This is a genomic window from Verrucomicrobiota bacterium (assembly GCA_016871535.1).
In the GTDB taxonomy this organism is placed as follows: domain Bacteria; phylum Verrucomicrobiota; class Verrucomicrobiia; order Limisphaerales; family SIBE01; genus VHCZ01.
This window is the reverse complement of the sequence record VHCZ01000047.1, coordinates 18,322-32,131: the sequence shown is the minus strand read 5'-3', so window position 1 is coordinate 32,131 and position 13,810 is coordinate 18,322. Positions and strand designations below refer to the sequence as shown.

Here is a 13,810-nt window from a genome sequence, read left to right as displayed (position 1 = left end):
AAAGGCCGCCTGGCTTCGTTGCTCCTCAGTCGAAGATCCAGGGAGGATATTCTCCTTCGTCGCGCCTCGCCATCCGGCCTTTGGCGCGAAAACAGGACCCCGCGGAATTTTCGGACACGCTCTCAGGAGCAACGCATGAAAGATTCTTCATCGACGCGGAGGCGGAGGGACGAATCCCGGGGCAAAGACCGGGGCAAAGGCTCCTGGCTTCTTCGCGAACTGGAAGATGACCTGAAAGAGCGTATCAAGTTCTTCCGCGCCTTCATGAAAGAACCCGCCCGGGTCGGCTCCGTGAGTCCCAGTTCAAGGTCGCTCGCACGCGCCATGATTCATGGGCTGGCCCTCAAGTCGGCGGACACCGTGATTGAGATCGGCCCGGGCACCGGCGCGTTCACGGGGCTGATCCTGAAACGCATTGGGAATGACACGACGTTTTTCACCCTGGAACTGAACGCGAGCTATGCCCGCTCATTGCAGCGGCGATTCCCGGAGCTCATCGTTTACAATGATTCCGCGGAGAAACTGAGCGAGTACCTCGCGCAGCACCGCAAACAGGTGGCGAAATACATCATCAGCGGTTTGCCCTGGGCGACGTTCGATGCGGCGTTGCAGCAACGAATCATGAACGCCGTCTTGCACGCGCTCGCTCCCGACGGCGTCTTCACCTCGTTCGCCTACGTTCACGCGCTCTGGATGCCCGCGGCGCGGAAATTCCGGCGGAGATTGGAAGCCAGCTTTTCCCACATCGAACTCAGCCCTGTGGTCTGGAAGAACCTTCCGCCGGCGTTTGTCTATCGCTGCTCGCGCGCTCGTCACAAGCCGTGAGGAGTAAGGTAGGGCGAGTCCGTCTCGGCGAGCCGAACGACGCGCGTGGAACAATTGGATCGGCTCACCGAGGAGCCAAGTTTTAAGAACCTCTGCGCACGGCTCATGAACCCACCCCTTCCCCTCCCAGGAGAGGGGGCGATCTGTCGCATCTCGGTTCCTCGTCGCTGTGTGAACAAGCCCGGACGGCTTATAGCAGCGCGCTCTTGTTTATGCTGATCAGCGCTGCCGGAATTCCAGCTCTGGGACTTGGGCTCGCCGCACGTGGGGCAACCCAGTCTGGAGCCATCTGGCCGCCTTGCTGAGTCCAACCGGAAGTTTCGGACTCGCCTTCGACCGATCCTACTCGCAAGCGACGTTGTGGTTTTGGAGTTCCATCGTCAGCACGAACTTCGCGGCGTGGCTTTGTGCCGGGCTGGCCTGCTGGTTCGTCGCACGCCGCTGGCATTCGGAATTTCAAAGCCACGATGCGAAGCAGCCGCGTCGAGGGCACAATCAGATTCGTCCTCGTCCACGCACTCGTCCTTCGTCCTTGATTGCCGCGATTACGAGGACGACGACGAGAAGATTTGCGTGGCCTGCGACGATTTCGAGCGATGCTGATCCGGGAAATCTCCTGCGGAATGCAGGAGGCGTTCAACAGACGATTTCTGCGGCCCACACTCGCGCTGGCCTTCCTGGACGCTCTCTTTGCATTCCGGCTTTTCGCCTCAAATCAGGGCGTGGCGGCGTTGATGATCGCCTGCGGCACGGCCATGTTCCTGTGTTACTGTTGGTGTGTGTGCCGGGTCGGCTTGTGGCGCGGCCTGGTCTCAATGCATTCCGCGGTCGCAACTTTGGGAACCGTCTTCAGGACTCTAGTCCTGCCCTGGATTCTCGTTGGCATGGTCGGAATGCTCTTCGCGGGCAGCGGGCCGTTGGAATTGGCGATCGCGTGGTCCCTCCTGGCCGTCGTGAACAACCTGGTTTTCTGGCGCAGCGCGCAGAAAAATCTGGAAGAACATTTCCGCGGCATGGCGCTGCGGCCCTACGGGGAAAAGCCGCCTCACATCGAAAGCGAATGGTCCGCCATGAACTGGGAATCGGTTCCGGGCGGACTTGCAGTCCCAATTGGAGAGGACACGCGCCCTCACGTGTCCTGATCGGTTGTAGTTGCGCGATGCGCGCGGAAAAGCCGCAACTTGCCCCCAACTTGGCTCTTGATAATCCTGGAAACTTTACGAGATTAAAAGCGTTGCAGAAGCAAGCCGGTTTGTGGAAGCGCTACGCGGAAAGTGGCTTCGATCTTGCCTCCTGCGTTCGCCAAAACCACCGCGGCCGCCAAGCCGAACCAAACTGCCGGCTGGCACCAATAGTGCTATTCAGAGAAGCATTGGACTGCTGATAAGTCTGGAGACGACTATGATATCATCGAAGATTCTCTTCCGGCTCGGTTTGATCCTCGCGGTTAATCTGTCTGCGCTCAGCCTGGCGCACGCTCAGATCAACGTGACCTCCAGGGACATCGTTTACCAGATCGGACAATACTACCGCGCTTACGCGAACAAAGGCAGCGTCTCGGTCAGCGGCAAACTTGGCATCGCGGGCGGCCCGCAAGTCTGGGATTTCACCTCGGGGCCAGTGGACCAGGTTTATCGCTTTGACTATGTAGCCCCGTCGGACGGCAACCATGGCGCTGACTTTCCAAATGCCAAAATCGCCGAACGGAAGACCGAGGAAGCCAACGGAACGCGAAATTGGCTCTACCTGGAACAGGTTCCTGGAATGGGCCGCAAAGTCTATGGGTTCTACGACTCCGACGTGAACCCGAACAAACCCGGCGTCAAGTTCAGCGAACCGATCATCGATTTCCCAGAAACCATCAATTACAAAGACACCTGGACGACCAGCACGAGTTACCAGATCGACATCGCGACTTTCGACAGCGAACCCGATCCTGAGGATCCCACCGCCCCGCCCGAGCGAATCTCCATCGCCGCCATTTTCAAAGTGACTTCGACCTTCACGGTAGATGCCCACGGCCTGGTCAATCTGCCGAGCATTGGTTTCGGCGAAGCGCTCCGCGTGAACGAATTGGTGCAATACGACGTCGAGGTCGATCTCTTCGGCGACGGCCAGTTCCAGCCGATTACCCAGCAATTCAGCCGCAATTACTACTGGCTGCGTCCGGGCTACGGGATTGTCGCTCAGGTTAATTCCAGGGAGCAAAGCACTCCGCCGCCCGATAATTTCACGACAGCGACCTCGTTTATCCGGCTTTTCGAGACCAATCGTTCTGGACAGCAGGGAGAACTCCCGCCGCCTGGAATCACCGGCCTGAAAATCACTCTCACAAGCGGCCGCGTTCTGATCAACTGGGACAAAGCCAACACGGGACTTTATCGCGTGGAGTACACGACAAACCCCGGCGACAAGGCTTCCTGGCGAAAGCTGGGTGAAACCAAGGAGCCGTTCTTGCTCGACACCATGACGAATTCAGGCGCGACTCGGTTCTATCGCATCGTCGGCGTGGCGAATTAGGGTGCCTGGCGGTTCAGTGTTGTGAAAACACGGCGTGATCCATCCCGAAATCCGGAGGCCCTTCGAGCCTTTACGCTGATCGAACTGCTGGTTGTGATCGCGATCATCGCCATCCTGGCCGGGATGCTTCTGCCTGCGTTGTCCAACGCCAAGTCCAGCGCGTTGTCCGCCAAATGCCGGAACAACATCCGCCAATTCGGGATCGCCACGACGATGTACGTCGATGATCACAAGGCGTATCCGATCTACAACGTGAGTCCGGACGTCAGCGATTGGTATGTGTATTGGTACGATGAGTTGCAGCCCTACACGGCCAGCCAGTGGATGGATCCGCTGTACCGGTGCCCGACCTACAAGGGGATGACGATCAAGGGCACGGAGGGCGCTGTGCCTCTCGGCAGCTATGGATACAACGCCAGTGGAGTTCAGTTCGAGCTCAGCGAACTGGGCCTCGGCGGCTACGCCAAGATTTCCGGCCTGGACGAATGGGCCGCCATCCCGGATGCCAAGGTGAAGGTGCCCGCGGATATGATTGCGTTTGGAGACGCGCCGCTGGTCCTGGTGACGCCGTTGATGTTGAAGGCGTATTACAATCTCAAAGGCCCCACCACTTACAGCGGGCACGGCTTGCTCGACATCAACATCCGCAACAATGCCCAGGCCGCGAAAAACTTCTTCAGCGTTGATGCCACGCGCGCCAGCAAAGCGCGTCATCGCGGCACGTACAACATTACTTTCTGCGACGGCCATTCCGAGAACATCAAGGAAGAGAAACTGTTCCAGCGCGCCGATCCGGCCCTTCGGCGTTGGAACAACGACAACGAGCCGCATCCTGATCTGTTGACCGACCTTTGAACTGGGTTACAAAGTTGAATCGTTAAATGGGTTAAATGGGTCAAACGTCGGGCAAGGTGGAAAGTGCTCCATTCTGTGAACTTTCTCCCTCCCGATTTAACCGATTTAACCCATTTAACGTTTTGCAGATCTTGTTCGTCGCTTTGGCAATATCCGCCTGCAATTGAGGCTTTGGCGCGGTCTCCGTTTCGCCCCGCGCCCCTTTCCCCATTGACCTTCCCGGTAAGCTTGTGGTGAATGGAGACAGTTGGCTCAAATGGCATATGGCCGAATCCGGCGGCAAGCAGGAATATTACGTAGGGGTCGATCTCGGCGGGACGAAAATCCTCGCCGGGGTCTTCAGTCACAACCTCAAGTGCGCGGGCCGCGCCAAGATCAGCACCAAAGCTCAGCGCGGCCCGGAGGCGGTCATCGAACGCATCGCCCGGTGCGTCCGCGATGCCGTGGACGAATGCGATCTCGACCTCAAGAAAGTCAAAGGCGTGGGCGTCGGCGCGCCAGGCCCCGTTGATCCCGAGACCGGCCAGGTGCGTGTCGCGCCCAATTTGGGCTGGGAAGACGCGCCGTTGAAGAAGGAGTTGGAGAAGATTCTCGATATCCCGGTGTTCGTGGAGAATGACTGCAACGTGTGCACTTTGGGAGTGTATGAATGCGAACTGCAGTCCAAGCCGAAGGATATGGTCGGAATCTTCATCGGCACCGGGATTGGCGCCGGCTTGATCTTGAATGGCAAACCCTATTCCGGCTTCAACCGGTCCGCAGGCGAAATCGGCCACATGGTCATCGAAGTCGCCGGGCCAAAGTGCAGTTGCGGCAATCGCGGCTGCTTCGAAGCCGTCGCCAGCCGCCAGGCCATCTTTCGCAAAATCCAGGCCGCCGTCAAAGACGGCCAGAAAACCGTCCTGACCGACATCCTGGGTGATGATCTCATCGACATGCGCAGCGGGGATCTCCGCAAGGCGCTGCGGAAGGGTGACAAGTTTCTGGAAAAGCTCATCGAAGAAGCCGCCGAATACATCGGCATCGGCGTGGCCAACGTCATCAACCTGCTCAACCCGGAAGTCGTCGTGCTCGGCGGCGGAATCATCTACGCGCTGGAGGACGACATGATGGCGATCATTGTGGAAACGGCGAAGGACTACGCGCTCGGCGGCATCGCCAAAGGAATCGAGATCATCGCCTCCAAGCTCGGCGACGACGCCGGCATCGTCGGTGGCGCCGTGCTCGCCCGCCGGGAAACAAAGTGACGGAACTCTGTTGACTCTGTTTCCTCCTGTTACCCCCAGTTTCCCGCCGAAGGATTCCTCGACTCCTGGCTGCAGTTCGTTTGTTGGCAGAGGAAGTGCTAAATCATTGAGCGTCAAATCGTGATGGCCAAGCGCCGGACAAAGTTTCAACAAAAGGCAACGAAGACAACAAAGCCTCGGTTCTCTTCGTTGCCTGGGCCGGGGCACGGCTCTGTCGCAGACCAGCCGCTGCACGGCGACTGTTCCTCCGGACGCAGTCGCGCTCCGCAATCTCGAAATTTAAGACCCATCCTGGCGATTCTTTTTATCGCTTTTCAAGGGATCGGCTATTCCAGTCCAGGTGTTCCAGCCGCTCCGAACGCGTCCCGAATTGCCGTCAGCCCTCCGCCTTTCTCAGCGCAGGTCGCTCTGAACCGTCTCCTGGCCATGGACTGGGCCGAGCAAACGCGCCAGACCATCGCGCCCACCATGCATCTGGTGGAGACGGAACACTTTCTCATCTTCAGCGCGTGGAATCCTTCCAACGACGCCGCGCTCGGCCGAATTTGCGAGGACATGTTCGCCAGGCTGCGCGCGCAATTCAATCTGGCGAAGACGGACCCGGTGTGGATCGGGAAATGCCCCATCTACATCTTCTGGGAACCAGCGCACTTCCTTCGGTTCACGGAGGAAGTGGATCGCGTGTCGCGGTCGAATGCTTCCGCCTCGCACGCCGACGGCTACCACGCGACGCGCGGGGCCTTCTCGCACATCGTCATCAGCGGCGTGCGGGACTTCGGGGACACCAAAGCGGAAGCGACTCGGAGGTTCTCCGAAGTGCTGGTGCACGAAGGCACGCATGCGTTCATGAACCGGTTGATTTCCTCCCGGTCGGTTGCCCGCTGGGTCGAGGAAGGTTTGGCCGATTTCATGGCGGCAACGCTGGTCCCGGCTTCAGACGCGAGCCGGAAGCACATCGAAGGCGCGCGCTACGCGTTGCGCCAGCCGAGCGCCGTCTCGCGTCTCTTCGACAAGAAGGAATTGAGTGCGATCGATTACGGAATCGCCCAGAGCTTGGTCCGGTATCTCATCCGGACGAATGCGAATGCCTTCATTCAGTTCGTCACCGCGATGAAGAAAGGCGCCAGTGAATTGGAGGCGCTGGCCGGCGCGTATCGTTTGTCACGTCACGAACTGATCCGAAACTGGTCGGCCTTCGCGAGGCAAGCCACTGTCCGGCAAGTTTTCTAAGACCAGAGAAACCGGCAAGCATTGGGGAGCGCGCGCGCCTGGCCCGTGCCTCAGCCTCAGCTCAGGCGGCTTTGTGCATTGAGCCGTCTTTCCGGCTTGGCTCCCGCACAATCACTCTTTCGTGAGGCTCGTCGTGCGTTCGCTCAACCAGATCATGTCCTTGTTGTTCGCCGAGGCGACGTTGAGGGTGAGTTGGTTGTTGTTTTTGACTGGAGGGCGGGTGCGAGGGTCCGACCATTTCCGGATTTCCGCGTGGCCATCCATGAAACTGATGCCGCCTGCCCCGTTGTGGTAGCTCGCGGGAAAGTCGATGATCCGTGCGGCGGCGGCGCTCTCCACCATCTGATTGGCAAAGCCGCCCGCGTTGATGCTGTCCGGATGCTCATCCACCAGACAATAGACCTGTGCGGGAGAAGGCTTGGTGATTTCGGCGAGCTTTCGGAAAACTTTGTATTTCGGCGCCGGCAGCCAGGATCCCATGCAATTGAACGCCTGGCTCATCCCCATGCTCCGGACGCGGGACATCTTCTTCCCGCCCATCATGACCCAGCTTCTGTCAGCGGGACAGAGATAAACGGTCGGCGACGAGATGTAGGGCGCGAACAACGACCACTTCGGATCGATCAGGTATTGGATGTTCGTATTGACCTGATTGTTCGGCGAGAAATCCAGCCAGCCATAGACCCAGGCCGGGTTGTTGTCGTCGCCGGACGGCGCGATCTTGTCATTGTTGTCCTCGGGATACATCAATCCGGCCAATTGAATCTGCTTGAGGTTGCTCATGCAGGAGATGCCTTGCGCCTTGGTCTTGGACTTCGAGAGCGCGGGCAACAACATCCCCGCCAGGATGGCAATGATGGCTATGACGACGAGCAGTTCGATGAGAGTGAAAGCTTGGGTTTTGAGTTTCATAGCAGAGTTGGATTTGGCGGTTGAAGTGTGGCATCGGCGCTGGACCTATGCAACTCAGAAGGCCGCGCGAGGTTTGATACAAAATGGCAAAGGTTTGTAAGGCGCGAGCAACGAAGCGGGAGGCCAAAAGACCTGCGGCCGAAGGGTTGCGCCGAAAACGGTCTGGGGCTGCGTCGCTCCTCGGTCGCAGAGCACTGGGGCTATGCTCCCTCGTCGCGCCTTGCCCCAGGCCGTTTTGGGCGCAACATAACTCCAGCCATTTGTGAGACGCATCACTAGGTCGTTGCTTGGCCACAAGCTCCAGGCGTGACTAAGAGCGTGTCCGAAAATTGCGCGGGGTCCTGCGGCGAGGGATTTTGGCTGTGGCCAAGGCGGCGAGGTCCGAGCATCCCCAACGCGGGCTGTAAGGACCGAGCCAACGCAGGCCACGGACAAAAGACCCGCCGCCCGGAGGGTTTTCGCGCCAAAGGCCGCCTGGCTTCGTTGCTCCTCAGTCGAAGATCCAGGGAGGATATTCTCCTTCGTCGCGCCTCGCCATCCGGCCTTTGGCGCGAAAACAGGACCCCGCGGAATTTTCGGACACGCTCTAAGACCTTATACCCCCCAAATTCGTATCCAAGCATTGGTCGCCGTCCTGCCCCAGATTAACAAGAATTGGCATGTGCCGGAGCCGGGCGTCCAGGGTGCAAACAGACCACACCCCGCACCATATACTCTACAATCAATCCTTGTCGGGAGACTCAGGGACTACATCAGCGCAATCCGGACCGCCCCATTGCAGATTGTTTTGCCAGTCACTGGGATTTGCTCCATTTCGAAAAGCGTCTGGGCATTGCTGCGCCCTTTGTTTTGCGGCATGGTTTTCTGATAGGTCAGAAACGAGGGCGACTGCGTAAAGAACACACTGAAGGCGCTGGTGGCAATCCTCCATCGAGTAACGGAGGTTCTTGCCTTGGCGCTCATCGGTCAGTCCGCCGAAGACCTGACGCGTTTTCTGGAGGAGACTGACCCAGGACTTCACGCGGCCAACCTCTCTTTCCAGTCGGCGCGCAGCGGCTCGACGGTTTGAACCTGCCGATTGCGCAGGCCGTTCACGGACGCATGATTCAAAATGATTCTGAGGCGATTGACACTTTCGTGAGCCATATGTTAGCGTCCGCGCCGACGGTTTATGATCTCATGCTTGAATCAACAGGTTTTGGTGCTCAATCGCCTCTGGCAAGCAGTCAATGTGTGCAGTGCGCGCAGGGCATTGACGCTCTTGTTTGAAGGCCGCGCCCAAGCCGTGCTTGGAGCGCATGATGGCTCATTCCAGACTTTTAATTTTAACCAGTGGCAGGATTTTTCTGAGCGGCAACCCCACCCCGAGAGCATCCATACCATCTCATTTCGGATCCGGGTCCCAAGAGTCATCCTGTTGGTGCTCTTCGATAGGCTTCCAAAGAAGGAGGTCAAGTTCACTCGCTTCAATGTATTCGAGAGGGACGAGAATACGTGTCAGTATTGCGGCGGGGTCTTTGACAGAAAAGACCTAAACCTGGATCACGTCATCCCCAAACATCGCGGAGGACCAACTTCCTGGGAAAACATCGTTTGTTCCTGCGTCCCTTGCAACACGAAGAAGGCTAATCGAACGCCCCAGGAAGCCGGGATGCATCTCATCCGAAAGCCGAAACGGCCGAAGTGGCGCCCATTCATTCAAGTCAATCTGGGCTTGAATTACCACGATAGTTGGAAGCACTTTCTCGATATCGCCTATTGGAACGTCGAGATCGGAGACGGTGTCTGATTCTCTCCGGACTGCTCCATCCCCATCATTCCCGGTTTCTACCACGCGTGGCTTCGATCAACTCCCAGAACTTAGGGTTATCCTGAAGTGCTGCGTCCTCTCCCGTCGGCAAACTGGATCGGAACAGAAAATCCTTCAACGTGTTCTTGCTAAGGATTCGATAAACAACGAGTCCAAGCTCGTGTCGCTCGAAGTAAACACGGTAATCGCCAAGCCGAAAGCGGTGAAGGACCTTGCCATCTCGTTCAAGCTTCCCAAATCGCTCGAGCTCGGTTGTCAGTACCTCGTGAGGCAATCCTCGGAATTCACCCAGGATGAATAACTGCAACTCACGTGGCATCTTTGCAAGTTCAGCCGCACTGATTGGATTAAAGATGATTTGGAATGGCCTCATCAGTGGGTGGATGGTAGCGCGTACGGGAATCGAACCCGTCTTTCAGCCTTGAGAGGGCCGTGTCCTGAACCGATAGACGAACGCGCCGCCAAGTCCTGCTAATGCTAATTCAGCAAGTTGCTCTGTCAATCAATCTCCGACTCCAGCGACTCCAGCTCTCTTTCGCTTTCATTTGCATTGATCGAAAAAAAAAGCCGCTCTTTCGAGCGGCTAAATGAGAACAGGCGAAAGGACCCCTACTTACGGCGTCGGATCAGCAGACCAGCGATGCCAAGGATTGCCAACGCGATAGTAGATGGCTCTGGAACGAGCGTGAATCCGGTCAGCCCAACCATGTCCGTAGGTGTGCCCGGAGGAGATGTAGTTGGATTGCCAGTGCCGATAGTGATCGGTGCTGATGTTCCGAATAACGAAGAGCCAGCGTATGTGCTGCCGTTATAGGCGCGCACTGCGATGGTTGCTTGCCCTCCAGCAGCGATGCCAGGAATGGTCACCGTAGTAGAGTTAACATAACCAGCTGCAGCGCCAGTTCTGAATGTCGTCGTTGAACCTGCGACTGGCACAAGCTTGGCCAAAGCAGTGCCCGCCGGACCAGCTATCAAATCGGCCGTGAACGCCGCACCACTCACTCCCGCTCCACCAGGCAGTAGAATCTTTGCATCAATTCCAGCGGCCGGGTTTCGATTGTTAAATACGACAGTTCCTTGTCCGAAGACCGAGGTTGTCACTACAAGTGCAGCTAAGGCGATCAGTACCTTTTTCATATTTGATTTTAGTGAGTTAGAGTTCTGATTTGTTTATTAGTTAATCGTGAATTTTCGTTTCCAATCACCTGCGTTTTTCTTGGAGATAAAGAACGCTTCGCCGACGTCGATGTCGTCGTTTGGCGACCAATTATTATCCAGGTCGTCGTAGAGGAGCTGTTTATAGTTGTCACCAGTCCAGCGGAAGATTGAATCTCCAACTTCACCGCTAAGACCGAGAGCATCTTTTAGTTTTCCCTTCTGTGGGACTTGGGAACTCCTAACTGACAAACCTTTTGGCAACGGATTGGATAGATCGCCAGCAGGCACTTCACCAACGAACGTCACGCTGATGTCGGTCTTTCCAAGGTTCTTAACGAAGACGCCTTCTCCCGGCTTCAATTCCTTGGCTGCCGCAGGCCCAATAACCTTGTTCTCAAGATCGTCAAACTGCGCAGTATCCCAAGCTCCTTTTGTGGAGTCGAACTTGAAGATCTGGACGTTTTGCCCGGCGAACAATGTTTCAATCTTGTTGTCGGTGGCGATCAATGGATTGGAAATCAGGGCGAACTTCCCGGCCGGGATTTTCGTCGTAACGTAACCCACCGCGTTTACAGAGAAGACTTGCGCCATTGAGGTGGCGACACCTGCCGCACTCAGTGCAGCTGTAAGAAGTAGTGTTTTTGTTCTCATTTTATGATGTTAGTTGTTCCGTGTGTGGTGGCAATCTCTCAAATCGCGTCACCCATGTCAACAGATTTTTCTGCAATCTTCTGCAATTCTTAGATAGACTTTCGGGCACTTTCGGACATTTTCGGACAGGCTCTAAGAAAGAATTGTTTCGACAATCGGGCTGGCTTGGTGTATGCAATCCCCAGCGTGTCAGGAACGGTCCAATTCGAGAGCATTTGATGTGATAGCTTAATCCGGCGTTGAAATAGCTTTTCCAGTCGGGAGCACGGGAAATCCTATGGCCATAAGTCCTGTCAACGAAATCCTCACCAGCTTTCAGAGCAAGAAACTGGCGCGCATCCTGGACGACAACACGTTGCTGCTCCAGAAGTCTCTGGAACGCCTCACCAGCGGGTTGCACATTGTCGATTCCGGAGATGATCCGTCCGGCGTTGCCCAAACCGGCAAGCTAAACAGCCAGATCAAGCGGTTGGACGCCGTGGAAGCGAACCTCAGCAATGCGTCCGACCTAGTTCAGAGCCAGAGCGATTTTCTCACAACGGTTTCCACCAAACTCAGCCGGCTCAGTGCGCTTGCCGTGCTGTCCTCCAACACTTCGACAACGGCCGATGAGCGGTCGTCTTACCAGATCGAGTTCGCGCAGATCCAGGCTTTCATCAGCGACATTGGCCGGAGGACGTTCAACAACCAGTCCCTGTTCGGGACCAGTTACACGACCATCATCGACGAGGACGGGGCGCAATACACGCTGCAAGCGATCAACTACAACGCCAACGCGGCGGCGGGCGGGATCAACGACGTTTTCTTCGACACCGTCAGCGTCTCCACTACCACGGCCGCGGCGGCCGCCCAGGCAACGGTGAGCACCGCCATCGCGAATCTGGGCATTCTCCAGACGAGAGCCAGTTCCACCAAGGACTTCATCGACGACGCCAATGATCTTCTGGTCAGCCTGGAAGAGAATCTACAGTCCACCGTGGATCGCATTCAAAACACGAACACGACCACGGAGACCGTCGAGTACAACCGCCTCAGCCTGCTCACCCAGACCGGCCAGACCATGCTGGCCAATTACGAGTCGCTGCGCCTGGGTTTGCTCGATCTCTTGGAGATCTAGCGCGAGCCTCAAACGAGGATCTCTTTTAACACCCGCCCGTGCACATCCGTGAGCCGGCGGTTTGTGCCGTTGTGCCGAAAGGTCAGTCTCTCATGGTCGATCCCCAGCAGGTGCAGAACTGTCGCGTGGAGATCGTAGCAGTAAGTGCGGTCGTGCGCGGTCTTAAACGATAGTTCGTCACTCTCGCCGAAAGTCGCGCCACCGTTGATCCCGGCCCCCGCCAGCCAGGTCACAAACGTGCCGCCGTTGTGATCGCGGCCCTTGCTGCCCTGACTGAAAGGCATGCGTCCAAATTCCGTGGTCCAGATCACGAGCGTGTCCTCGAACATGCCGCGCGCTTTCAGATCCTTCACCAGGCCCGCCGCGCCCTTGTCGGTTCGCGTGGCGATGAATTCCAGTTCCTTGCCGACGTCGTTATGGTTGTCCCAGTTCCCGCTCGCGCCGGCGGTTCCGCTCCAGACCTGCACGAACCGCACGCCGCGCTCCAAAAGCCGCCGGGCCACGAGACAGTTGCGGCCAAAATCCTCCGTGATTTTGTTGTCGAGCCCATACCGCTTGCGCGTGGCGTCAGTTTCTCCGGAGAGATCAAGCGCGGCGGGTGCGTTGAGTTGCATCTTGGCAGCCATTTCGTAAGACGCGATGCGCGCTTCCAACCGCGAGTCGTCGGGCCATTCCGCCAAATGCTCGCGATTCATCTTGTTCAACAGCGCCAGCCCTTCCGCTTCACTGGCCTCGCTGATGAATTGGGCGGATTCGGGCGGCCGCAAATCCGCAATCGGATTTGGAGAACCCGGTTTGATCACCAAACCCTGATGAACGACCGGAAGGAAGCCGGTGGAGAAAGCTCCCGTCGAGTTGTAGGGCAATCCGCGTGAGTCCGGGATCACGACGAACGCGGGCCAGTTCTCGCTCGAGCTGCCCAATCCGTAGGAAATCCACGCGCCCAGGCAAGGAAAGCCTGGCATGACAAATCCGGTGTTTTGGAAATAAACCCCGGGTCCGTGAACGTTCGTCTTCGACGCCATCGCCATGAGAAACGCGAGATCATCGACGCACGTCGCAAGGTGCGGGAACACGCTGCTGACCCAGCGGCCGCATTGGCCGTGCTGCTTCCAGTCCCACGGGCTCGTCATCAGGTTCCCCGGCACGCTGGTCGCCGTCGCGGTCAAGCCGGAATCGAACTTCTCCCCGCTGCGTTTGATCAATTCGGGTTTGTAATCGAACGTGTCGCACTGGCTCGCGCCGCCGTTCATGAAAAGCTGGACGACGCGTTTGACTTTCGCCCGATGGTGCAGCCCGCCGTTGAGATCAGACGTTGCTGTGGACGCGAGTCCTCGGGATTCCGCGGCCGCATCCGCGAACGCCCCACTCCGCGCGAGCAGATGCGTCAGCGCAATCCCACCCAACCCGCCGCCGACACGCCAAAGGAAATCACGCCTGGGAAACGCAGGGATTTCATGATGTTTCGCTCTCATGAGACGCCCA

At 57.4% G+C, this 13,810-nt stretch carries 13 protein-coding genes, 1 tRNA gene and 1 pseudogene; 8 read left to right on the top strand and 7 right to left on the bottom strand.

The window, feature by feature from the left end; translation table 11 throughout:
• The first annotated feature begins 135 nt into the window (after positions 1-135).
• From FJ398_08755 to FJ398_08730, 6 genes are all read left to right on the top strand, one after another.
• Positions 136-825 carry a methyltransferase gene (locus FJ398_08755; GenBank protein ID MBM3838041.1) on the top strand — a complete coding sequence of 230 codons (690 nt, stop codon included), beginning with the start codon at positions 136-138 and terminating at the stop codon, positions 823-825.
• Between the two features lie 596 nt (positions 826-1,421).
• The gene (locus FJ398_08750) at positions 1,422-1,967 is read left to right on the top strand and encodes a hypothetical protein (GenBank protein ID MBM3838040.1); all 546 of its coding nucleotides are present in this window, start codon (positions 1,422-1,424) and stop codon (positions 1,965-1,967) included.
• A gap of 259 nt (positions 1,968-2,226) precedes the next feature.
• Positions 2,227-3,345, top strand: coding sequence for a hypothetical protein (locus FJ398_08745; protein MBM3838039.1), 1,119 nt, complete (start codon positions 2,227-2,229; stop codon positions 3,343-3,345).
• Positions 3,346-3,366: 21 nt separating this feature from the next.
• Entirely contained in the window at positions 3,367-4,200 is an 834-nt protein-coding gene (locus FJ398_08740; GenBank protein ID MBM3838038.1) for a type II secretion system protein, read from the top strand.
• 263 nt (positions 4,201-4,463) lie between these two features.
• Positions 4,464-5,447, top strand: coding sequence for an ROK family protein (locus FJ398_08735; GenBank protein ID MBM3838037.1), 984 nt, complete (start codon positions 4,464-4,466; stop codon positions 5,445-5,447).
• Between the two features lie 426 nt (positions 5,448-5,873).
• A complete protein-coding gene (locus FJ398_08730; protein ID MBM3838036.1) occupies positions 5,874-6,677 on the top strand; it encodes a hypothetical protein in 804 nt (267 codons plus the stop codon).
• Between the two features lie 111 nt (positions 6,678-6,788).
• Here the strand turns inward: FJ398_08730 and FJ398_08725 are convergent, their stop codons facing one another.
• Positions 6,789-7,589, bottom strand: a complete 801-nt coding sequence (locus FJ398_08725) for a type II secretion system protein (GenBank protein ID MBM3838035.1) — start codon at positions 7,587-7,589, stop codon at positions 6,789-6,791.
• 798 nt (positions 7,590-8,387) lie between these two features.
• A pseudogene (locus FJ398_08720) lies at positions 8,388-8,552 on the bottom strand (ISNCY family transposase).
• A gap of 208 nt (positions 8,553-8,760) precedes the next feature.
• Here FJ398_08720 and FJ398_08715 point away from each other — a divergent pair.
• Positions 8,761-9,378, top strand: a complete 618-nt coding sequence (locus FJ398_08715; GenBank protein ID MBM3838034.1) for an HNH endonuclease — start codon at positions 8,761-8,763, stop codon at positions 9,376-9,378.
• Positions 9,379-9,403: 25 nt separating this feature from the next.
• Here the strand turns inward: FJ398_08715 and FJ398_08710 are convergent, their stop codons facing one another.
• The 4 genes from FJ398_08710 to FJ398_08695 form a co-directional block, all read right to left on the bottom strand.
• A complete protein-coding gene (locus tag FJ398_08710) occupies positions 9,404-9,772 on the bottom strand; it encodes a hypothetical protein (GenBank protein MBM3838033.1) in 369 nt (122 codons plus the stop codon).
• An 11-nt stretch (positions 9,773-9,783) separates the two neighbouring features.
• Positions 9,784-9,859: transfer RNA gene (locus FJ398_08705), tRNA-Glu, on the bottom strand.
• A 149-nt stretch (positions 9,860-10,008) separates the two neighbouring features.
• Positions 10,009-10,536, bottom strand: a complete 528-nt coding sequence (locus tag FJ398_08700) for a PEP-CTERM sorting domain-containing protein (protein ID MBM3838032.1) — start codon at positions 10,534-10,536, stop codon at positions 10,009-10,011.
• A 36-nt stretch (positions 10,537-10,572) separates the two neighbouring features.
• Positions 10,573-11,208: a hypothetical protein gene (locus FJ398_08695; protein MBM3838031.1), complete on the bottom strand. Its 636-nt coding sequence runs from the start codon at positions 11,206-11,208 to the stop codon at positions 10,573-10,575.
• A 277-nt stretch (positions 11,209-11,485) separates the two neighbouring features.
• On the opposite strand from FJ398_08695, the gene FJ398_08690 reads away from it, so the two are divergent.
• Entirely contained in the window at positions 11,486-12,325 is an 840-nt protein-coding gene (locus tag FJ398_08690; GenBank protein ID MBM3838030.1) for a hypothetical protein, read from the top strand.
• A gap of 8 nt (positions 12,326-12,333) precedes the next feature.
• Here FJ398_08690 and FJ398_08685 read toward each other — a convergent pair whose 3' ends face one another.
• Positions 12,334-13,800, bottom strand: a complete 1,467-nt coding sequence (locus FJ398_08685; GenBank protein MBM3838029.1) for a DUF1501 domain-containing protein — start codon at positions 13,798-13,800, stop codon at positions 12,334-12,336.
• Between the last annotated feature and the right edge of the window lie 10 nt (positions 13,801-13,810).

Bases quoted from the DNA above. Each gene is read 5' to 3' on its own strand.
- FJ398_08755 (MBM3838041.1), top strand. From the start codon at position 136: ATGAAAGATTCTTCATCGACGCGGAGGCGGAGGGACGAATCCCGGGGC.
- FJ398_08750 (MBM3838040.1), top strand. From the start codon at position 1,422: ATGCTGATCCGGGAAATCTCCTGCGGAATGCAGGAGGCGTTCAACAGA.
- FJ398_08745 (MBM3838039.1), top strand. From the start codon at position 2,227: ATGATATCATCGAAGATTCTCTTCCGGCTCGGTTTGATCCTCGCGGTT.
- FJ398_08735 (MBM3838037.1), top strand. From the start codon at position 4,464: ATGGCCGAATCCGGCGGCAAGCAGGAATATTACGTAGGGGTCGATCTC.
- FJ398_08730 (MBM3838036.1), top strand. From the start codon at position 5,874: ATGGACTGGGCCGAGCAAACGCGCCAGACCATCGCGCCCACCATGCAT.
- FJ398_08725 (MBM3838035.1), bottom strand. From the start codon at position 7,589: ATGAAACTCAAAACCCAAGCTTTCACTCTCATCGAACTGCTCGTCGTC.
- FJ398_08715 (MBM3838034.1), top strand. From the start codon at position 8,761: ATGATCTCATGCTTGAATCAACAGGTTTTGGTGCTCAATCGCCTCTGG.
- FJ398_08710 (MBM3838033.1), bottom strand. From the start codon at position 9,772: ATGAGGCCATTCCAAATCATCTTTAATCCAATCAGTGCGGCTGAACTT.
- FJ398_08700 (MBM3838032.1), bottom strand. From the start codon at position 10,536: ATGAAAAAGGTACTGATCGCCTTAGCTGCACTTGTAGTGACAACCTCG.
- FJ398_08695 (MBM3838031.1), bottom strand. From the start codon at position 11,208: ATGAGAACAAAAACACTACTTCTTACAGCTGCACTGAGTGCGGCAGGT.
- FJ398_08690 (MBM3838030.1), top strand. From the start codon at position 11,486: ATGGCCATAAGTCCTGTCAACGAAATCCTCACCAGCTTTCAGAGCAAG.
- FJ398_08685 (MBM3838029.1), bottom strand. From the start codon at position 13,800: ATGAGAGCGAAACATCATGAAATCCCTGCGTTTCCCAGGCGTGATTTC.